The sequence below is a fragment of the Rhodococcus sp. GA1 genome, from assembly GCF_024321955.1.
Classification (GTDB): domain Bacteria; phylum Actinomycetota; class Actinomycetes; order Mycobacteriales; family Mycobacteriaceae; genus Rhodococcus; species Rhodococcus pyridinivorans.
The window spans coordinates 120,179-141,083 of sequence record NZ_CP097187.1 but is presented as its reverse complement, the minus strand read 5'-3'; the positions used below and the strand labels follow the sequence as shown (position 1 = coordinate 141,083).

Genomic DNA, 20,905 nt, shown 5'->3' with positions numbered 1-20,905 from the left:
GTCGCGCCACCAGCATGCGCTCTCCCGCAGCATCCGACTATCCGTAGGACTACCGAATCCGAGTGAGAGTCACCCGACGTGGGACTCGTACCATGCGGCCACCTGCGCGCGAGACGTGACACCGAGCTTCGAGAAGATCCGCTGGACATGAGTATCGACGGTGCGGATGGAGAGGACCAGTTCACCGGCTATCTCGCGGTTGGTCAGGCCGCGGTGCACGCGCTCCGCGACGTCCCGTTCGCGGTCGCTGAGCGTCGTCGTGCCGCCGTTGATGCCCACCGGCGACAGATCGACGGCCTCCGCCGGCGTCAACCGCGCGCCCTCCTGAAGCATCGTCGCGAGCTTGCGTGCCCCCAGAGCTTCACGGATGGCCCTGACGCACGCATCATGGTGGGCGGCGATCTGAGGTCCACGTTGGGACTCGTACCATGCGGCCACCTGCGCGCGAGACGTGACACCGAGCTTCGAGAAGATCCGCTGGACATGAGTATCGACGGTGCGGATGGAGAGGACCAGTTCACCGGCTATCTCGCGGTTGGTCAGGCCGCGGTGCACGCGCTCCGCGACGTCCCGTTCGCGGTCGCTGAGCGTCGTCGTGCCGCCGTTGATGCCCACCGGCGACAGATCGACGGCCTCCGCCGGCGTCAACCGCGCGCCCTCCTGAAGCATCGTCGCGAGCTTGCGTGCCCCCAGAGCTTCACGGATGGCCCTGACGCACGCATCATGGTGGGCGGCGATCTGAGGTCCACGTGAGGTGATGTCGGAGCCGATCCGCCGCCACTGTGAAGCCGCAGTGCCCAGGAGCATCGCCGCACGCTCGTGCGCGCCCCGTCGCGCCTGGATCCACGCGAGCACCTCGAGCATCAGGCAGGTGCCGATCGGATCGTCGACGGCCCTCTCCACCGTGAGTGCCGCACGCGTGGTCTCCTCCGCGTAGGTGAGATCCCCCCGGATCAGTGCGGCGAGGGACACGGCGAGGAGGGCGTGAGAGCGCATCCAGATTTCCCCGATGGATTCCGCGAACCGAATCGCCTCCTCGGCGGGCTCTGCAGCATCCGCGCGGCCGGTGTGGATGCGAGCCGTCGTCAGCTGGAACTGGGCGAGCAGCGCTTCGGCGGGCAAGGCAGCGGCCTTGGCTGCGCTGATCGAACTCTCGAAGTGCGTCTGAGCGGCCGCGGGGTCGCCCGAGAACAATGCGTGCGTACCCCAGGAGCGCTGCAGTTCGACGATGGATGCCGCACGGTCGGCACGTATCCCTTCCCCGGTGCCGACGAGATGCTCCGCTTCGGAGAGGTGAGCTTCCGCGTCGTCCAGGTCGCCCTGGAGCAGACACAGCCACGCTGCCGTCAGGAGCGCAGGCAGACGCTTTTCGGGGGGCGAGCCCGCGGGTGCAAGGAGACGTTCGGCCCATTCGCGGCCCTCGCGCACGAATCCGCCGACCGCCCAGTGGTAGCGGAGATCGGTGAATAGATCCAGCGCTGCTCCGACGTCGCGGTGGTCGGAATCGTCGCCCGCGCTCAGCGCCGTCAGGGCGGACTGGAGGTCGGCTTGCTGCGCCCGCAGGCGCGTCAGGGTCTCGGCCTGCCGGGGTCCCCACCAATCGCGGCGCGAATGGGCAGCCATCAGACGCACGTTGTCGACGTGGCCGCGGACGAGCCGGTGCCATGATCCTGATTCCTCCGCGCGCTCGCGCCCGTACTGGCGCATCGTCTCCAACATGCGGAACCGTGCGGATTCGTGGTCTGCGAGGACGACGGACTGCGAGACGAGCTGGTCCAACGTGTCCACCGCCTCGGCGCCAGAGAGGTTCGAGACGGAGACGGCAGCCGGCAGATCGAAGCTGCCGGAGAACACCGACAGCGCAGCCCACAGCTCCTGCTGAGAGGGCGTGCACAGCTCATAGCTCCAGTCGACCATCGCGCGTAACGTGCGCTGCCGCTGCACGGCGTTCCGGGGGCCGTTCTGCAGGAGGGAGAAGCGAGCGGAGAGCCGTTCATTCAGATCGTGCACCGTCATCGTCCGCATCCGAGTGGCGGCTAGCTCGATCGCCAGCGGGAGTCCATCCAGCGCTCGGCACAGCTCCACGGCAGCTCGCCGGCCGTCCGCCGAGAGATCCAGGGGGGACCCCGCCGAGCGGGCACGAGCCGTGAGCAGATCCAGCGCATCGGATGCTTCGTCCGGGCCGATTCCGAGCGACAAGGGTGGGACGGGGAAGAGGTGCTCGCCCACCAACTCCAGCGGACGCCTGCTCGTGGCGAGGATCCGCAGCTGCGGAAGGCTGTCCAGCAACTCGTTGATGAACCGGGCCGCGCTGTCGATGACGTGCTCGCAGTTGTCGATCACGATCAGCGCTTCGGCGTCGATGAGCGACTCGGTGAGGGTCTCCGTCGGATCGCGCATCGATTGATCATTCAGACCGAGCGCGCGCAGGACTGTCAAAGGGAGCAACCCGGGATCGGTCACGGACTCGAGCGGCACGATCCACACTGAGGCGCTCCGGCGCGCCCCCCAGTCGACGGCGGCCCGAAAGGCCAGTCGTGTCTTCCCCACCCCGCCCACACCGGTGAGTGTGATCAGCCGTTCCGCATCCAGAACGCGAGCGAGCGCCGTCAACTCGGGCGCGCGACCCACGAACGTGCTACGCGGCTCCCTGATCATCGTTCTCCCAGTTGGTCCGGACGACGCGCCCCTCACCATAGTCTCCCGTCTTGGACCGACTTCGATTCTTCCGATCCCCGCCTGCCGCTGGCCCAGGAAACAAGGTGATCCCTAAGCCTCGATGCACCGATGGGGTGGGGTTTGGTCGGGCGTCGTGACGCAGAAATGCCTCTCTGACCAGGAAGAATAGAGCTTGCTAAGGGTTCTACTGTTCCGATCCGAGAGGCATCTCGTAGATGCAATTCAAGCACGCTCCTGCCGCTGTGTCTGCGGTGTTCGATGATCCGAATCTCGTGTCGGTCGCGGGCCTGGTGCCGATGCTCCGTCTCGCCCAGCATGCGGGGCTTGACGAGCTGGCGCAGGGTCGGTTGACCGTCCCGACCGACAAGGGCTCGAACGCCGGCAGCAAGGTGATGGCGCTGGTTGCGGGGATGCTGGCCGGCGCCGATTCGATCAGCGACATGAACGTGCTGCGCCATGGCGGGATGGGCCGGTTGTTCGACCGGACGTTCGCCCCGTCGACGCTCGGCTCGTTCCTGCGGGAGTTCCGGTTCGGGCACGTCCGCCAGCTCGACGCCGTCGCCTCCCGAGTGAATGTGAGCCTGGCCGCCCGGGCGCCGCTACTGCAGACGCGGGGCGGTGAGCGGGTGATGGTGGATCTGGACGACACGATCATCGAGGTCCACGGATACAAGAAGCAGGGTGCGTCGTTCGGGTACTCCGGGGTCCGCGGTCTGAACGCCCTCATCGCCACCGCCAGCACCTCCACCTCGGCGCCGGTGATCGTCGGCCAGCGGTTGCGGCAGGGGAAGACCGGGTCCCCGAAAGGCGCCGCCAGGATCGTCGGCGACGCTCTCGCCACCCTCCGCCGCATGCACCCCGGAAGCAGTGTTCGGCCGTTGCTGCGGGCGGACTCCGCGTTCTACGGGCACGGCACCATCGGCACCGCGCTGGGGGCCGGCGCGGACGTGTCGGTGACCGTGCGGATGGACCCTGCGGTGAAAGCCGCGATCGCGACCATTCCGGATGATGCGTGGGAGATGATCGAGTACCCGAACGCGATCCGCGACGAGACCACCGGGCGGTGGATCTCGAAGGCAGAGGTCGCCGAAGTGCCCTTCACCGCGTTCCGGTCCCGGAAGATCGCCGAGCGGGTCGACGGGCGACTGGTGGTGCGACGGATCCCGGACCTGAACCCGAACAAGGTGGAGCAGCCGACACTGTTCGACGTCTACCGGCACCACGCGTTCTTCACCACCACCGACAAGCAGTCGATGGGCACCGTCGCGGCGGACAAGACCCATCGGGGGCACGCGATCATCGAACAGGTCCACGCCGATCTGAAGGGCGGGCCGCTCGCGCACTTGCCCTCCGGGGTGTTCACCGCGAACAGCGCCTGGCTCGTTCTCGCGGTGATCGCGTTCAACCTCACCCGCGCTGCCGGGCTGATCGCCGACCGAGCGGGTCGGCTCGCCAGGGCGACGACCGCGACGATCCGCCGCACCCTCATCCAGGTGCCGGCACGCCTCGCCCGGTCCGCGCGTCGCATCACTCTTCACCTGCCCGAGGCCTGGCCCTGGCAGACCGCGTTCGATCGCCTGTTCACGACCACGCACACACCACCACCGGCAACGGCCAGCTGACCATCGCCGCGACTGCGGCACGACCGAGAACGAAGTGGACGACCGGGATGAGACGCCCGGAACTCACCCCTGCCCACGAGTCGTCAGCCCGCCACGATCAGGCCGGCCCCACCACGCTCAAGCGGATCGGTGCATCGAGGTTAAGGGTGACAGGGATGCCGGACCGTCCGGATCTGCCCACAGCGACAATGGCGCCGTTCGATCCGCGTTCTTTCTCAAGTGGCCGAGCGAAACACTCTGTTTGCCATGCCCTACTCCGTAGGGCGCGTTCACATAATGTACAGATGTGCGACTTGCGCACATTGGGTTGGCTGACTAATCTTCCGACTCATAGAAGGTTGTAATCTGAGTCACTTTTCCAACGTCAGGACGCCTCGTCTCTGCGTCCGCCGCGCGGCAGAAGTCGCTTCTATCGAGAGGACGTCATGTTGCATCTCCCCGCCCGGTACGTCGACGACCGCGACGCAAACCCACCGCTCGCCTTTCCCGAGTACGGCACCACTAGACTCCGGGCACCGCGCAACGACCTCGTCCTGCTCCCCCAGCGGATGGGGGAGCTCTCCGGTCCGGTCTTCTGCGGGTCGGCGGTCACCGAGTCCGAGGCCGACCTCACACTGGTCGGGAGCGGCGAGGCGATCGGTCAGCGCATCATCGTCCACGGCCGCGTCCTCGACAGCGATGGCAAGCCGGTTCCCGAGACACTCGTCGAGGTATGGCAAGCTAACGCGGCGGGCCGGTATCGCCACAAGAACGATTCGTGGCCGGCCCCCCTCGACCCGAACTTCAACGGCGTCGGTCGCTGTGTGACCGATGAACATGGTCGCTACCGGTTCCTAACGATTAAGCCCGGCGCCTATCCCTGGGGCAATCACCACAACGCCTGGCGCCCCGCCCACATCCACTTCTCACTGTTCGGGCGCGCCTACACCGAACGGCTCATCACCCAGATGTACTTCCCGGACGACCCGTTCTACTTCCAAGACCCCATTTTCAACGCCGCGCCCGCCGGCGCCCGCGAACGGATGATCAGCGTTTTTGACTACGACGCCACCGAGTCCGGCTGGGCCCCGGCGTTCAAGTTCGACATCGTCCTGCGCGGCCGCAACGCGACCCCCTTCGAGAATGGCCAGGAGCACTGATGATCGACACCGCCAACCCCGCGGCACCGCGCTACCCCGCGCTCACGGCGCGCGACCAGGATGACGCCGGCTTCGGATTAACGCCCTCCCAGACCGTCGGTCCGTACGTGCATATCGGTCTCGAACCTGACTGGACAGCCTCCCGCACTCTCGTTGAACCCGGCACCGAGGGCCACATCCACGTGACCATAACTGTGCTCGACGGCGAAGGTGCGCCGGTCACCGACGCCATGATCGAGACCTGGCAGGCTGATGCCCATGGCAGGTTTGTCCGCGACACCCCGCTCGTCGGGGGCGTGGGCTTCACCGGCCTCGCCCGGGTATTCGCCGATGAGACCGGCACCGTCACCATCGACACGGTCCGGCCCGGGCCGGTCGGCGCTGGGACCGACGGGAGCCAGGCCCCGCACCTGGCGGTGGGCGTGTTCGCACGCGGCATCCTCAAGCGACTGGTGACCCGCCTGTACTTTCCGGAGGACACCGAAGCTCACGCCGTCGACCCGGTCCTCGCGGCACTCCCCGAGAAACGCCGCGAACTGCTGGTGGCCGAGCGGAGCGGGGGAACGTACCACCTCACCGTGCAGCTGCAGGATTCGCCCGCACGTCCCGAAACCCCGTTCTTCGACCTGTGACCGGAACGCGCGGCCCACTATTCGACCCGGTCTTCGGCCAGACCAACGGCGTCGACCACTCCGACGAGGCATGGACGCGCGCTCTTGTCGAGGTCGAGGCCGCACTCGCGCGCGCCGCCTCTCGCTCCGGGCTCGTCGGGACCGCGACGGCCGAAGCCCTCACCGCCCTGGCCGCCGAGCCTGGGCGGATCCCCGACGCCGATCCCGCCACCCTCGGCCCGGCCTCCGTCTCCGGCGGCAACCCGGTAATCCCGCTCGTGTCCGCCCTGCGCGCGGAGGTGACGCAAACCGACCCCCACGCAGTAGCATCCGAGGTCCACGTGGGTGCCACCAGCCAGGACGTCATGGACTCGGCGGTCGCGCTGTTCGTCCACCGGACCGCGACGAACCTTGCCGGACACGCGGACCGCGCCGTTGCCGCCTGTGCGGCCATTGCCCACGAGCACCGGGACACCCCGCTCGTCGCCCGCACCCTCGGACAGCAGGCGCTGCCCACCACCTTCGGACTCGTGGCGGCGGGCTGGGGCGCCTCGATCCGCCGCGCCGCCGCGGAAGCGGTCCGTGCAGCGCACGGAGTGCCGGTCCAGTTCGGGGGTGCCGCGGGTACATTGGCCGCGCTCCATCCCCATGGCCTTGCGCTGGCCGACGCACTGGCCGACGAGCTCGGCCTTCCCCGTGCGGTGTCCCCATGGCACACCGACCGTACGGTGCTGACGCTCTACGCGGGCGCGCTCGGCGCGACCGCCGGCGCGACCGCGAAAGCGGCCGGTGACATCATCCGACACGCGGCCACCGAGATCGGCGAACTCTCCGTCCGCGACGGCGGCGGCTCGTCGGCGATGCCACACAAACGCAACCCCACGGCCGCGATCGAGGCCCGTGCCGCGGCGATGCGAGCGCCGGGGCTCGTCGCGACCATGCACGCGGCCGCCGCCCACGAACACCAGCGTGCTGCCGGCGCCTGGCACGCGGAGTGGGAGACACTCTCCGATCTGCAGCGCCTCACCGTGGGTGCCCTCGCCCGTCTGGCGGACGCCCTCGAGGACCTCGTGGTACACCCGGAGGCGATGGCACAGAACCTCAACATGACCGGAGGAGCGCTTCTCGCCGAGCGAGTGGTTGTGGCTCTGGGTCGGGAGGTCTTGGACGCCCGCGGCCTCGTCACCGAGGCGTGCCGCAACTCCAAGCGGCTCGACCGCGATCCGCGCCTCGTCGAGAACCTCGGCGCTGATCGCCTCGCCGAGCTGCTCGATCCCGCCGGTTACACCGGCCACGCCACCGACCTCGTCGATCGTCTACTGCCCACGCTCACGCCGATCTCCGAGCCCGACCCCCAGGAAGGCCACCGGTGACCAGCAGCTCTGCGACCGCGGATCTGGCCCACGAGGCACATAACCCGTCGCACATGACCGTCGACACACCCACTCTCGTATTGCTGGGTTCACTCGGATCGGACCGCTCGATGTGGTCGCAACAGATCCGGGAGTTGTCCAAGCTCTTCCGGGTGATCGCCATCGACCACCGGGGCCATGGGGACTCCGCGGCAATCCCCGGGCCCTGCACGGTCAATGACCTCGCCGGCGACGTCCTCACTTTGCTCGATTTCCTCGACGTCGACCGATTTCATGTCGCCGGGCTCTCCCTGGGCGGCGCGGTCGCGCAGTGGCTGGCCGTACACCATCCTGACCGAATTCAATCCATCGCACTTCTGTGCACGGCCGCGCGGTTCGGCGAACCACAGGGTTGGGTCGACCGTACGGCCACAGTTCAGCGTGATGGGGTCGGTGCGGTCGTTGACGCCGTTGTGGCCCGGTGGATCACCCCAGCCCTCACCGAACGGGACCCACGCCTCGTCGCCACCTTGCGCAAGATGGTCCTGGCGACCGATGGTGAGAGTTACGCGGCGTGCTGTGACGCCCTGTCCGCCTTCGACCTCCGCGCCGACCTGGGCCGCATCGGGTGCCCGGCACTCGTCGCGGCGGGCGACCAGGATCCGTCGACGCCGCCGGAACTCGTCCGGGAGATCGCCGACGGCATCGAGGACGCCCGCTGGGAGATACTCTCCCCCGCCGCCCACTTGCCTACCGTGGAACTGCCGGGGCGAGTCACCGCCCTGCTGCGCGACCACGTCCTCTCCTCCTCCGGCAGTACGGCGTACATGGCCGACCGGACAGCCGCGTATGACGCCGGTATGCGCCGCCGCCGGGAAGTGCTCGGTGACGCCCACGTCGACCGGTCAGTCGCGGGCACTACCGACTTCACGGCCCCGTTCCAGGACTTCATCACCCGCACCGCATGGGGGGACGTGTGGACCCGACCGGGGCTCGACGAGACGCAGCGCCGACTGCTCACCATCGCCGTCCTCACCGCGCTGGGTAACGACGGCGAGCTGGACATGCACCTCCGCGCGGCCCTCCGCGCGGGAGTCCCCTCCGACCTCATCGCTGAGGTGCTGCTCCACACTGCGATCTATGCAGGGGTGCCCAAGAGCAACCACGCCTTCGCGCTCGGCAAGGCGGCGCTCGCAGATCTCGCGAAGCCGACGTGACCGCGGACGAACGGTCGGTTGCCGACGGATCGAGTCCCGACGCGGAGGCCGTGCGCGCTTCCTCCCCCGACTATGTCCAGTCGCTGGCCCGCGGTCTCGCGGTAATCCGTGCGTTCGACGCGGACAATCCTCGACAGACGCTGAGCGAGGTCGCACGTAACACCGGGCTCACACGGGCCACCGCGCGGCGGTTCCTGCTCACGCTCGTCGAGTTGGGCTACCTGGACACTGACGGACCGACGTTCCGGCTCACCCCCCGAGTCCTCGACCTGGGCTACAGTTTTCTCAGCTCGGCGTCGCTGCCGGATGTCGCGCAGCCCCACCTCAAGCGGCTGAGTAATCGCCTCGGGGAATCGTCCTCGGTATCAATCCTCGACCGGTCCGACATCGTCTACGTCGGTCGTGTCCAGGTGAGCCAGATCATGACCGTCGGCATCACCATCGGCACCCGCTTCCCCGCCTATGCCACATCGATGGGACGAGTCCTGCTCGCCGGCCTCGATAGCAAGCAACTGGATGAGTATTTTCGGACCACCCCGCTCAAGGCGCGCTTCCCCACCACACTCGCCGACGAGAAGTCGCTTCGCGAGGCGATCGACCGCGTGCGCGAGCAGGGCTGGTGCATGGTCGATCAGGAGCTCGAACCCGGGCTGCGGTCGCTTGCGGCACCCGTCCGCGACGCGGAGGAACGGGTCGTCGCCGCCATCAACCTCTCCACGCACGCGATGCGATACACATCCGAGCAACTTATCGAGGAGTTCGTCCCACCCCTTCTGTCCACCGCCGAGGCGATCGGCGCGGATCTCGTTGCCGTCAACAGATGACCCGGCCGCCCGTCGCGCGCCCCGCCCCGAGAGGACCCCTGTGCCCGACGCCGTGACATGTTCCCCTCTCCGCACACCGGCCGACCGGTTCAGCGGGGTCTTCAGAGACGTTCCTGTGGAGGCGCTGGCCGCCACCGTGATCCGCGAACTCGTGACCCGGAACGGACTCGAGGCGTCCCTGATCGACGACGTTGTCCTCGGCACGTCAACCCCCACGGCTCGGGTGTCTCCCTGGGCCATCCCGTCGGGGCGACGGGCGGCCGGATCCTCACCACCCTGTGTGGAGAGCTCGAGCGTCGCGATGCCCGATGGGGCCTGGAGACGCTGCGCATCGGCGGCGGGCAGGGGCCTCGCGGCCAACTTCGAACGCGTCTGGCCCCGACGGGCTCGGATGGCCCGGCTACCGCGCGCGGTCGTCTCGGCCGGTCCCACTATGCTGTCATCGTGATAGCGCCTGACGACAGGGTGACGTCGCTGGCGAGAGGAATCGAGATTCTGCGGGTACTCAGCGAGGCCGGGATCCCACTCTCACTCGCCGCGGTCGCGGAACGTACGGATTCCACACGCGCCACAGCTCGGCGCCTCTTGCTGTCTCTGCAGCACGTCGGCTACGTGGCCACCGACGGCCCCACCTTTTGGCTCCGGCCCAAACTGATGGAGCTCGGCGATCTCTACCTCGACAGACTCGGCCTGCCTGCTCTGGCGCGGCAGCACCTGGCGCTACTGGCCGAGCGGGTGCGCGACACTTGCTCCCTGACGATTTTGGATGGCGACACCGTGGTGTATGTCGACCGCGTGAAGGCCAGTCGTCTCATGACGGTCAATATCGCAGTCGGTACCCGGCTTCCGGCGTTCATCATGTCGAGCGGGCGGGTTCTGCTTGCGGATCTTCCTCCGGAAGAGCTCGAGGACTACCTGCGCACCCTGACCCCCGGGAGGGTGGCCGGCGGCACCCGATCCTTCCCGGAGGAGATCAAGGGCAATATCGAGCGTGCGCGCGTCGATGGCTTCGCGATCGCCGACCAGGAACTTGATCCGACCCTGCGCTCTATAGCCGCCCCCGTGTACGCGGATGGGCGGGCGGTGGCCGCGGTCAACATCTCCACACCGGTCGGCCGGACCTCCTCACGGCAACTCCGCGAGGAGGTCCTTCCCGAGCTCCTGCAGACCACGCGAGCGATCGGAGCCGAGCTGGCCGTGAACTCACAGATCGAGCACTAGCCGAGGGCTCTTCGATCGACCGACGCAGACCATCATGGTGTTGTTGGCCGCGCGCTCCTTCTCACTGAGGATTGAGTCATGGTGCTCTGGGACACCCTCGAGGACCCGGGTCTCACACGTGCCGCAAAATCCGTCCTCGCACGAGGTCATCACCTCACAATGCGGCTCGATAACCTCGAGCAGACCCTGGTCCTCGCCGACTGTGAGCACTGTGCCGGAACGAGCCAGCTCCACCTCAAACGAGTCACCACTAGCGGCCTCGGCGGCGGCTGCGCCATCGGAGTCGAACTTCTCGAACCGCAGTTGATCGAGTCGACCAGCCTTGGCGCAGGCCTGTTCGACCGCGGTGAGCAGGCCGGCCGGGCCACACGCGTAAATGAGCGCGTCGTCGCCCGCCTGCGCAATGAGTTCGTTGATGTCCGGCCGCCCTGATAGGGAGGTGACAATCGCCCTGACGTGCGGACCGGTGGCGAATCGATCTCGGAACGCCATCGAGTCCAGGTCGCGTCCGATATACACCAGTTCGTACGGCGACTTCTCCCTCTCTGCACGGATCACCATCGCCAACATTGGGGTGATGCCGATCCCACCCGCGATGAACAGGTACCGAGATGCAGGCTCCATTCGGAAGTGGTTCCGCGGGCCGCGGATTTTCAGCCTCTTACCCACGAGAGCGGTCTCGTGGATCTCCTCGGAACCGCCACGGCTGTTCTTCTCACGGAGCACGGCGATGCGGTAGAAGCTCAGATCCGAGGGCGGACTGCAGATGCTGTACTGGCGCACCAGGCCGGAGGACAGCATAATGTCGATGTGCGAACCCGGTTCGTAGGGCGGCAGCAGGCCGTCGTCAGGCACCAGCTCGACGGAGACCACATCGTCAGCCTCCAGTCTGACTTGACGGACCGTCACGTCGAAGAATTCCGGATCTTCTCCGGTCATGCGTGCACCTCGATTTCCTCTGCCTGCGGGGGCTCGTCGTCGACCGTCCGCGTGCCCCCGCGAAGCACATCCACCAGGGCGGCGAGCAGCCTCGGTCCCCGCACCTGGACCAACATGTCAACCTCGTGCCGGAGGGTCCTCATCGCCGACGCACCCGCTGGCGATTCCCAGTGTCTGGGTGCCACGAGTACCGCCGCCACCAGGTCACCACCGTTGCGGGCTGACTCGCAGACCACACGCACCACGTCCTCGGGTACGTCGGACAGGTCGCTTCCGACCAGAACCACCATGTCGGCCGACTCCGTCACCTCCGCCGTCGACCCCTCAGGAGGCTCCCATGCCTCGGCACCGATCGGGGTAGTCTGAGCCGCTACCGCGTCAGGAGCGGTCAGTACACGAACACCTTCCACTCCGGCGGCGCCGAGGTCCTCGACGACCCGGGCGCCGCCGCTCCCTAGCGGCACGACCCGAACGAGGACGATACCGGCCTGAGCACGATCGCCACGCCCATCCGGGACCGCGCCGGTGCAGTGATCGCAGGTATCCACATCGCCGACCACCCCACTGGAGACACGGGCATCCCACCGCTGACAAAATTCGTCCCTGACCTGCTGGAGACCGCCGCCGCTATCGGTGCGGACCTCCATTCAAGTCACATCGATGTCGCTTCCGTGTAGATGGCAACTTCCAAGCGTGGTCAGCGGTCGCAGGTGGTCAGTGATCGCAAACCGTCGAGGCAGTCACCGCCGATATCGAAAACGCCCTAGTCCTTCACGCCGGCGGTGGCTGGCAGGCAGTACGGATCGCGGCACCGGCGGATCAGGGGCTAACGGACGAACGTCTATTTCGGAAGTGCGGAGACGAAGGCGTCAGAGTGGAATCGTTCGGGGACGAGCCCGCAGTCGCGGGCGAGATCGTCGGCGGCTGAGTGGACCATTGTTTCGCTGCCGCAGGCGTACACCCTATGGCCGGTGAGGTCCGGATGGTCGTTCATGGCGGCCTGCTGCACCCATCCGGTGGCACCGCCCCAATCACGATTGGGGCGGGAGAGAACGGGGGTAAACGAGAACCAGTCGAAGCGTTTGGCCACAGCACGGACAAGCTCCATCTGATAGACGTCCTCGAGACTCCGTGCACCCCAGTACAGGTGGACGGGGCGGGTCTTCCGGCGCGCGATGTGGTCAAGGATGATCGACCGCATCGGCGCGAATCCGGTGCCTGTGGCCAGCAGCAAGATCGGATCCTCGGAAATCAAGCCCTCCTCATGGCCATCCGAGTCGTCAACGAAGAACTCGCCGAAAGGCGCCTCGATCTCGACAGTGTCGTGGAAATGGAGCTGCTGCAGTATCCGTGCCGAGAATGCGCCGCCTGCCGTGTGACGCACGTGCAGCTGCGCGAGGTCGTTGTGCTGGGGCGAGTTAGCGAGCGAATACGAACGGGTGTCGCCGTCGTCGAGGATCACGTTGAGGAACTGACCGGCCCGAAACGGCGTGCGCCGACCGATCGGGTACCGCAGGTCGAGGATCGTGACGCTCGGGGCGACCTGACGGCGGCGGTAGACGGTGGTGGTGAGGCGCTTGCGCTTAGGCGCCGTGCGCGCTTCGATCCGCTTCGGCGCAATCTCGACGTTTCCGACCGGCCGCGCGCGACACATATGCACCTCGGCCGGGCCGCAGACGGTGCCGGTGCCCGGAACGTTGAGCTCGCCGGACGTCAGGGTACCGATGCATGTGTCGCACACGCCCTTGCGGCACGAATACGGGATCCCCCAGCCCGCGCTCTCGGCTGCTTCCAAAACGGTCTGCTCCGGTGCGCACTCGAAGGCAATCTCGGAGCGATTGATGCTGATGGTGGTCATGTCAATCCTTCCGGCCCGAAGGGGCAAGTAGGCGCAGCGCCGATAGCACCGCACTCGGGTCCGCCGTGCCGAGGCCTGCCTTGCCGAACACCGGCCCGTGCCCAACGCTTGAGAATGAGACGCCGGCACCGATCGTCACCGCCGCAACATCGCGTCCGGCGACCGTCTTGATCGGAATGTGACCCTGGTCGTGATACATCGCAAGGTAGCCGTCGGCCTCACGAGCTCCACCGAGCACGACGTCCGCCCCGGTGGGGCCGACCGCGTCGATGCCGAGTTCGCGCAGCTTCGCCACTGCTGGCTCAGTGACCCGCGCGTCGTCGCCGCCGAACAGGCCCCCCTCACTTGCGTGGGGGTTGATACCGAACACCTGGATCGTGGGCATCTTGATGCCCATCCGGCGCAGCGCCGTGTTCAGTGCAACCCCGGCCGTCACCACCCTGTCCGGGGTGAGCTTCGCAATCGACTCCGAGAGCTGCTCGTGCAAGGTCACATGCGCAATTCGCATCCCGCCACCGATCAGCATGAGGAACACCTCATCCTCCGGCGTGCCGGTCAGCTCTGCGACTAGCGGCGGGTAACCCGCGAATTTGATGCCGGCCTGGTGTACCGCGGTCTCCGAGTGCGGGCAGGCCACCACTCCGGCATAGTCTCCGGATGCCGCGAGGCGCACCGCTTCGGTCACGTATACGATCGTCGCTGTGCCCGCGGCCGCAGTCACCTTTCCGGGAGCCAGGTCGGTGGGCTTCAGCGCCCCGGTGTCGACGAAGTCGCACACCCCTGGTTCTGCGATCGCACCCGGCACAGCGTCCCGCACCGCGAGCCCCTGCCGCTCGGCTGAGGGAGCGAAGACGTGTCGGTCTCCGACTACGACTGGAGCAGCGGCTCCGAGCTCGGCGACGGCCGCGGCGGCGATGTCGGCACCGCTGCCATTCGGATCACCAATGCTCAAGAGCAACCGGTTGGCGCCTGTCATAGCGGAAGCACCAGCAGCGTGTCGGTGCGGGAACTGTCGCATACAACGACCCGGCGGGTCAGCAACGCCTTGCCTCCAGCGAGCGAGTATTCATCGAGGTAGCGACCGCTCGCGAAGACGTCGGTCGGGCCGTTGCCGGTTATCCGAATGACGAGGAAGGACGTCTCACTCGACACGGTCTCGCCACCTTCAGAGAGGATCGCGGGCTGGCCGAGCAGATGCCGGTAGGCGTGTGGCTCGTAGATGTTGGCTTCCTTGAGCGCCGAGACCCTGTCGCGCAGCATCGCCTTGTTGTTGGCCCAGATGACGCCGGCGGGTAGGCCGCGCCGGTGATTGTCGGCGGTGGTGACCTTATAAAAGGCGTCGTCCGTAAAGTGCTCGGGCCAGTCCTCGATCGGGCCATCGTCGATAACGCGCACATAGCTGGCCTGGGCGCGGCTGATCAGCGTGAAGGTGTCCATCACTCGTCCTTCCCGATCGTGAAGCCCATCGCTTCTCGGTAGGCCTTCCAGAAGCCCCGGATCGAGGCCTCGGTAACACGACTCTCGCTGGAGACCGCCTCGTCGCCGCCCATCTGCATAGTGGCGAACTCAGTGCTCGCACCCGCGATACCGCGCTGCACGAAGCCGCCGATCGCACCGTCCTCCATCGAGACGAAGCCCGCCGGGCCGACGAGGTTGGACTGCTTCATCCGGATTAGCTGCTGTTCCTCAGAGTCGCCCTCGAAGCCGAGAAGGGTCCAGTTCAGATTCGTGGAGTCGACGCCGGTGGGCAGCACTTGGCGGACCGCAATCGAGTTTTGAATCTGCTGCAGCACAAAACCGGGGGCCACAGAGAGGATCTGCAGGGTGATGTCGTCGCCGACCTCGCTAAAGCTGTCGACAAGCGACGGGTCCTCCAACTGATACTCAGCATCAGACCGGATGCCCTGATCCTTGTAGTGTCCATCAGCCTCAGCCTCACGGTTGATCGCGGACCAGCTCACGTGATGGGCACCGTTAGGCGAGACGATGATGCCGCCCTTCTGGTTCAGCTTGTTGAGGCCGAACGTCGTGAAGAACAAGTGCAAGATACTCGCGTGGTAGGAGTCCTTGGTGTTCTCCATGTAGAGCTTCCAGTTGTTTGGAAGTGTCTGTGTGAAACGGCCGAGCACGACCGGCTTGCGTCCGCCGAGCACCCGCTCGATGGAATCGAGAATCTCCTGGCCGAGGTACTCCTCGATCTCCGGCACATCATTGTTGAGGCTGCCGAAGATGAGCCCGTGAACGTTCGCGAGCCGAAGCCGGCGAGGACTGTGCGCGGCCTTGCAGAAGCCCGGCCCCATGCCGCCCTTTCCGCCGATTCCGTCCTCGAAAGCGACCCCGGTCAGGTCGCCCTGCAGGTTGTAGGTCCAAGCGTGGTAGACACAGGTGAAGTCCTGAGCATTACCGTAGTGCTCCATTGCGATCAGAGAACCGCGGTGAGCGCATCGATTCTCGAATGCGTAGATTTCGCCGTCGTGGTCACGCGTCACCAGGACGGGCTGCTCACCGATGAAGGTCGCGCAGAAGTCGCCTGGCTCGGCGAGCTCCGCCTCGAGACAGAGATAGTTCCACATTCGACCGTGGAAAATGTTGCGCTGTTCAGCTCGGTAGACATCCTCGTCCTGGAATACCCAGTACGGCACATCAGTGAGGCGCTCCGGCCAATGGCGGGCGGACATATCACTTTCCACCGCGGTAGCAGTGCCCTTCGGTTCACTCACTCAGGCTCTCCTTCGATGACGCCGAGTTGTGTTCGCTATACGAACACATGTATGCTTTCCGGACATTCGCGTTCAGTACAATCGCTGAAGTCGCGCATGTCAAGAAAGGACACCCTTATGCCGAGGGAAACGATGGGCGGTCTCGCAAAGGGCCTCGCCGTCCTAGAGGCGTTCGGCAAGGACATGCCGAGGCTGACGATCAGCGACGCCGCGCGGGTCACGGGGCTCAGCCGCGCGACGGTGTTGCGCTGCCTCAATACGCTCACCGAAGTCGGCTACACGACCTTCGACGGCAAGTTCTTCTCGCCCACGCCACGAACGCTCCGGATCGGCTCGATATACACTGAATCGGCGAGCCTCCCCCAACTCGCGCAGCCGCACCTGACTGCCATCCGCGACGCGATCGACGAGACAGCATCGCTAGCAGTGCGCGACGGTGACAACTCGCTCTTCATCGCGCGCAGTGAGGGATCTCGCCTGCTGCACACCGGCGTGCGCATCGGCACTCGACTCCCGCTCTACGCCTCGTCAACAGGGCAGGTTCTGCTGAGCGCACTCAGTGAGGACGAGCTCGCTGACTACTTAAGAGCTGCGCCGTTCCCCGAACGCGCACCTCACACCCCGGTGAGCGCCGAGGCAATCGAGCACCGCGTCAAGACCGCACGAGCCGACGGGATAGCCATCGGTGACGAGGAGCTCGAGCCGGGCCTGCTCTCAATCGCCGTACCGTTGCGCGATGCGACGGGACGCGTAGTCGCAGCCATCTCGGTCAGTGCATCGACATCGCGTACAACCACAGACGATCTTCGCAACCGACTGCGCCCGGTGATGCAGCAGCACGCGACGGAGCTAAGCCGCTTGCTCTAAGCCTTAAGCCACTCCGCCAACGGCGACAAGGGCGCCCAGGCCGCGGACCAGCGACTGAACCGCCCCAGGTTTCCCGCTGCTCCTATGTGGGTTGAAGCTCTCGGTTGAGAGCGGCATAGCAACTCTGCTCGAACTCGACAGGCGGGACGTAGCCCAGGCTCGAGTGGAGCCGGTCATTGCCCGAACCACTCGACCCATGCGGCGGTCGCGTACTCGACGTCGGCGAGCGTCTTGTACGGCCCGTCATGGAAGATCGATGAGCGGATGCACTCGGCCTTGTATAGCCCGTTAATCGCCTCCATGCGGGCGTTATCGTAGTCGCCGACGCTGCCGATCGACGGCTCGATCCCCTCAAGGGCGAGGCGTTCGGTGAACGCTACAGATGTATATTGACTGCCCGCACGGAGTGGCTGATCAGCGACTCTGGCTCGACCGGGTGCCCCTCGCGTTCGCGTTGCCCCAGCGCCATGCGCAGCGGGGTCATCACCAGGTCCGTGGCCATGGTGGTCGCTGCATTCCAGGCGACGATGCGCTGGGCGAATACGTCGACGATGAACGCGACGTAGGTGAAGCCGGCCCACGTTCGGACGTAAGTGGAGTCAGCGACCCACACCCGGTCCGGGCGATCTGAGGTGAAGTCACGGTCCAGCAGGTCCGGCGCCCTCACAGCGTCCGAACCTGGGGAGGTCGTGTACACCTTCGTGGCCCTGACCACCCCGGAAAGACCGAGCGTGCGCATCGCCCGGTCCACCGCGCCCGGACTCGCTGTGGCCAGCCAGGCCCGGCGCACCTCGGCGAGCATTTTGCGGCGCCCGTATAGCCCGGCTAACCGCATCTTCCGGCGTCCCTGCGCATCGGGCTTCCACACCAGCTGCCGTATGACGTCCTCCACCTCTTTCGTCCCTGACGACCCTGGTCGCTATCGCTCGCCCGGGGTGAGGTCCACATCCGATAGGTGCGTGCGGCGATCTGCAGACCCACTTTGCGCAGACCACGGCAAATCGACTCGGGCCCCGTGCCCCTCGGCTCTCATCTGGTCGATGAATTCGCAGATCACCTGTTGCGGGGGCCGAGCTCCCCCTCGAAGAAAATCGAGGCCCGACGCATGATCTCCAGGTCCTCGGTCAGCCGCCGGTTCTCGGCCCTGAGGCGCTTGATCTCGGCGCCCTGCTCGGTACTCACTCCAGGGCGTGCTCCGGCGTCGATGTCGGCCTGCACAGCCCACCTGCGGACCGTTTCCTTGCCCAGCCCCAACCGGCGGCCCACCTGGTCACAGCACGCCGTCAGCGACGCGTACTCCCCGCGGTGCTCGGCCACCATCCGCAGCGCCCGCTCCCTGACCGCGGGATCGATCTTCTTCGGCATACAACCATCCTCCTCGACTCGAAAAGGAGGCAGCGGGAAACCCGGGGCGGTTCAGGGCCAAATCAAAACAGCACAACGGGGCCAAATGGGCTTGTCGTTCTCCGTCATGCGCGCACGCTACCGCAGCGCCCCGCTGGCTCCGGCCACATGCCGGGGTTGACGTGATCCGCCTCACATGGTTTTATCAACCGGGCGCGAAACCGAACAATTGTACGTATAGCGAACGGAGGCCGGTGGCCGGGATCTCGAGGGGTGACCGCCGCAGGGACACCCTTGTGCTGGCGGTGTCCTTACCCCTGTGTATGGCTGTCGGCCCGCTGATGCTGTACACCCTGGCTGCGGTGTCACCGCTGGTCATCGAGGACCTGGAAATGAGCGACGCGCAGTACGGCGCCGTGTCCGCTGTCACCTTCATCTCGGCGGCGGGCGGTGCCTTCTTCCTCGGTGGTCAGTCGGCGCGGTTCACCGCCCGCCACGTGATGATGGGAATCGCGATCGGCTCTGGCGTAAGCCTCGGTCTGCTCGCCGCGGCCGTCCCGGCTGGCGCACTGAGCTCAGCCACTGGCGCGATGGTCACCGCGATGTATTTCGGATTTGCGACCGGCCCGCTCGGCTTCGGCCTCGTCCTGCACTACGGCGCCACCTTCCACGCTGGCTGGCTACTGCCGCTCTGCTCGTTTGCGGTCGCTGCTCTCGTCGGCCTTCCGCAGCTTTCTTTCTCGCGCCGAGGCAACTCCGCCTCGCGTGCTACGCGCAACCGTTGAAGGGACATCACAATGGATATCAGTAAGCAACAGAATGCCGTCGCCGTTGAGGATGGGGCCCCGCCGGGCATGGATGCGATGGACACCGGTGGCGGGCGGAATTGGTGGTTAATCCTTGCTGGCCCGGTAGTTGCCTTCGTTCTGACGTTACTACTTCCGGGCAGTCTAACCTTTGAAGCACGTGCCATTGCCGGGATTGCGATCTGGATGGCGCTGTGGTGGATGACCGAAGCCGTGCCGATTCCGGCAACCTCCCTGCTCCCGCTCATCCTCTTCCCGCTCGTCGGGGCAGGAACCTTGGAGGAAGTAGCCAGTCCCTACGCCAACTCGGTTATTTTCCTGGTTTTGGGGGGTGTAATACTCGGTCTGGCAACACAGAAATCAAATTTGCATCTGCGAGTGGCCTTGCTGACCATCAAGATCGTGGGGACCAAACCCGCACAAATCGTCCTCGGCCTGATGATTGCCTCAGCCTTTATCTCCATGTGGGTGTCCAGCACCGCAACCGCAGTGATCATGGTGCCGATCGCCTCCTCCATCATCCAACTGGTGCGGAAGGTCGATAGCCGTGCTGCCGGAAAGAAGTTCTCTGCTGCCATGATCCTCGGCGTCGGTTACGGCGTGACCATGGGTTCCATGGCGACGATCATCGGCCAGCCACCGATGGCCTTGATGACGGCATACCTGAGGGAATCGCACAGCTTCGAGATTGGCTTCGGCCAGTGGATGATCGTCGGTGTGCCGTTTGCCTTGGTCATGACGGCAGCATGCTGGCTGGTACTGACCAAAATTGTCTTTCGCCCCGAGATGAATGACATCCCCGGTGGAGACGAATTGATCCGAAAGGAACACCGAAACCTCGGATCCATGCGGACTGCGGAAAAGCGAATCGCACTGGTCTTCCTGGTCGCAATCTTCTTCTGGGTGGCGGTTCCCTTCATCGCAGAGATCTCAGTGATCCAGGACTACCTGCCGTTCCTCGAATCGATCTCGGATGCCCAGGTCGCGATCGCTGCCGCCATGGCCTGTTTTATCGTCCCCGCCGAAAAGCGCCGTGACAACCCAAAAAGCGGGGCCCTGCTTACTTGGTCCGCCACACGAGAGGTCCCCTGGGGACTATTGCTGCTCTTTGGGGGCGGCCTGTCACTCTCGGCGATGTTCACCGCCACCGGGTTATCGGAGTGGGTCGGAACCCAGGTTTCCGGACTTAGTTTGCTGCCTGGCTGGGCCATCGTCCTTGCCGTTATCATCGTTGGACTAGCACTCACGGAGCTGACTTCGAACACCGCCACTGCGGCCGCCTTCTTCCCGATCTTCGGTGCGGTAGCCGTGGCCGTGGGCGTGGATCCGCTGATCATGACAATCGCCGTAGCCTTGGCCGTCTGCTCCGCATATATGCTCCCAGTGGCAACACCCTCCAACGCGGTTGCCTTTGGCTCCGGGGAGATAACCATCAAGCAGATGGTGAGGGCCGGAGTCTGGATGAACATGATCTCCATAGTGATGATCATGATCGTTTTGCATACCTTAGTTCCGCTGGCCTTCAACGTTAGCTTGTAGAAACGGGAGCGAGGGAAGTTCGACCTCCCCTCGTAGTGGCTGCGACCTGCACTTTGCCAACGGCGCCGCCGCGGCCCGCGGCAGCAAACGCATCATGGGCAGGGCCTGTCTCACACAGGCCTGGACTGCCTTTGAGCAGGCGTTGGCAGATAGGGCTAGTGGGTACG

The 20,905-nt window shown here is 65.8% G+C and carries 17 protein-coding genes and 1 pseudogene; 10 read left to right on the top strand and 8 right to left on the bottom strand.

The features are described 5' to 3' along the window. Positions 1–69: 69 nt before the first annotated feature. A complete protein-coding gene (locus tag M3330_RS23975; protein ID WP_255029184.1) occupies positions 70–2,400 on the bottom strand; it encodes a LuxR C-terminal-related transcriptional regulator in 2,331 nt (776 codons plus the stop codon). A 494-nt stretch (positions 2,401–2,894) separates the two neighbouring features. Between M3330_RS23975 and M3330_RS23970 the strand changes: the two genes are divergently transcribed. The 7 genes from M3330_RS23970 (at position 2,895) to M3330_RS23935 (ending at position 10,665) form a co-directional block, all read left to right on the top strand. After that, on the top strand, positions 2,895–4,301 hold the full coding sequence (locus M3330_RS23970) for an IS1380 family transposase (protein ID WP_082908796.1): 1,407 nt from the start codon (positions 2,895–2,897) through the stop codon (positions 4,299–4,301). 425 nt (positions 4,302–4,726) lie between these two features. Next, positions 4,727–5,440, top strand: a complete 714-nt coding sequence (gene pcaH / locus M3330_RS23965; RefSeq protein WP_209912106.1) for a protocatechuate 3,4-dioxygenase subunit beta — start codon at positions 4,727–4,729, stop codon at positions 5,438–5,440. After that, on the top strand, positions 5,440–6,072 hold the full coding sequence (gene pcaG, locus M3330_RS23960; protein WP_255029181.1) for a protocatechuate 3,4-dioxygenase subunit alpha: 633 nt from the start codon (positions 5,440–5,442) through the stop codon (positions 6,070–6,072). The genes pcaH and pcaG overlap by 1 nt, the downstream gene beginning before the upstream one ends. Further along, positions 6,069–7,424: a lyase family protein gene (locus M3330_RS23955; protein WP_255029179.1), complete on the top strand. Its 1,356-nt coding sequence runs from the start codon at positions 6,069–6,071 to the stop codon at positions 7,422–7,424. Before pcaG ends, M3330_RS23955 begins: the two co-directional genes overlap by 4 nt. A gap of 53 nt (positions 7,425–7,477) precedes the next feature. Next, entirely contained in the window at positions 7,478–8,620 is a 1,143-nt protein-coding gene (gene pcaD, locus M3330_RS23950) for a 3-oxoadipate enol-lactonase (RefSeq protein ID WP_255029347.1), read from the top strand. A 50-nt stretch (positions 8,621–8,670) separates the two neighbouring features. Then, on the top strand, positions 8,671–9,444 hold the full coding sequence (locus M3330_RS23945) for an IclR family transcriptional regulator (protein ID WP_255029346.1): 774 nt from the start codon (positions 8,671–8,673) through the stop codon (positions 9,442–9,444). Positions 9,445–9,501: 57 nt separating this feature from the next. Next, positions 9,502–10,665, top strand: coding sequence for an IclR family transcriptional regulator C-terminal domain-containing protein (locus M3330_RS23935; RefSeq protein ID WP_369683130.1), 1,164 nt, complete (start codon positions 9,502–9,504; stop codon positions 10,663–10,665). Here the strand turns inward: M3330_RS23935 and M3330_RS23930 are convergent. From M3330_RS23930 to M3330_RS23905, 6 genes are all read right to left on the bottom strand, one after another. Continuing rightward, on the bottom strand, positions 10,648–11,604 hold the full coding sequence (locus tag M3330_RS23930) for a PDR/VanB family oxidoreductase (protein WP_255029173.1): 957 nt from the start codon (positions 11,602–11,604) through the stop codon (positions 10,648–10,650). The two genes, M3330_RS23935 and M3330_RS23930, sit on opposite strands and share 18 nt — an antisense overlap. Then, positions 11,601–12,251, bottom strand: coding sequence for a hypothetical protein (locus M3330_RS23925; protein ID WP_255029172.1), 651 nt, complete (start codon positions 12,249–12,251; stop codon positions 11,601–11,603). The genes M3330_RS23930 and M3330_RS23925 overlap by 4 nt, the downstream gene beginning before the upstream one ends. A 194-nt stretch (positions 12,252–12,445) precedes the next feature. Beyond that, entirely contained in the window at positions 12,446–13,462 is a 1,017-nt protein-coding gene (locus tag M3330_RS23920) for a 2Fe-2S iron-sulfur cluster-binding protein (RefSeq protein ID WP_255029170.1), read from the bottom strand. Position 13,463: 1 nt separating this feature from the next. Then, complete coding sequence (locus M3330_RS23915) at positions 13,464–14,438, bottom strand: PdxA family protein (protein ID WP_255029168.1); 975 nt, start codon at positions 14,436–14,438, stop codon at positions 13,464–13,466. Then, the gene (locus M3330_RS23910) at positions 14,435–14,899 is read right to left on the bottom strand and encodes an aromatic-ring-hydroxylating dioxygenase subunit beta (protein WP_209912139.1); all 465 of its coding nucleotides are present in this window, start codon (positions 14,897–14,899) and stop codon (positions 14,435–14,437) included. Before M3330_RS23910 ends, M3330_RS23915 begins: the two co-directional genes overlap by 4 nt. Further along, entirely contained in the window at positions 14,899–16,140 is a 1,242-nt protein-coding gene (locus M3330_RS23905) for an aromatic ring-hydroxylating dioxygenase subunit alpha (protein ID WP_255029343.1), read from the bottom strand. The genes M3330_RS23910 and M3330_RS23905 overlap by 1 nt, the downstream gene beginning before the upstream one ends. 174 nt (positions 16,141–16,314) lie before the next feature. Between M3330_RS23905 and M3330_RS23900 the strand changes: the two genes are divergently transcribed. Then, positions 16,315–17,049 (top strand): IclR family transcriptional regulator C-terminal domain-containing protein, encoded by a 735-nt coding sequence (locus tag M3330_RS23900; protein WP_255029163.1) that lies wholly within the window; start codon positions 16,315–16,317, stop codon positions 17,047–17,049. Positions 17,050–17,131: 82 nt separating this feature from the next. Here the strand turns inward: M3330_RS23900 and M3330_RS23895 are convergent. Next, positions 17,132–18,414: pseudogene (locus M3330_RS23895) on the bottom strand (IS3 family transposase). Positions 18,415–18,716: 302 nt separating this feature from the next. On the opposite strand from M3330_RS23895, the gene M3330_RS23890 reads away from it, so the two are divergent. Together M3330_RS23890 and M3330_RS23885 are read left to right on the top strand one after the other, a co-directional pair. Further along, positions 18,717–19,178 carry a hypothetical protein gene (locus M3330_RS23890; protein ID WP_255029162.1) on the top strand — a complete coding sequence of 154 codons (462 nt, stop codon included), beginning with the start codon at positions 18,717–18,719 and terminating at the stop codon, positions 19,176–19,178. Between the two features lie 12 nt (positions 19,179–19,190). Continuing rightward, positions 19,191–20,738: a DASS family sodium-coupled anion symporter gene (locus tag M3330_RS23885; protein ID WP_255029160.1), complete on the top strand. Its 1,548-nt coding sequence runs from the start codon at positions 19,191–19,193 to the stop codon at positions 20,736–20,738. Positions 20,739–20,905 lie beyond the last annotated feature (167 nt).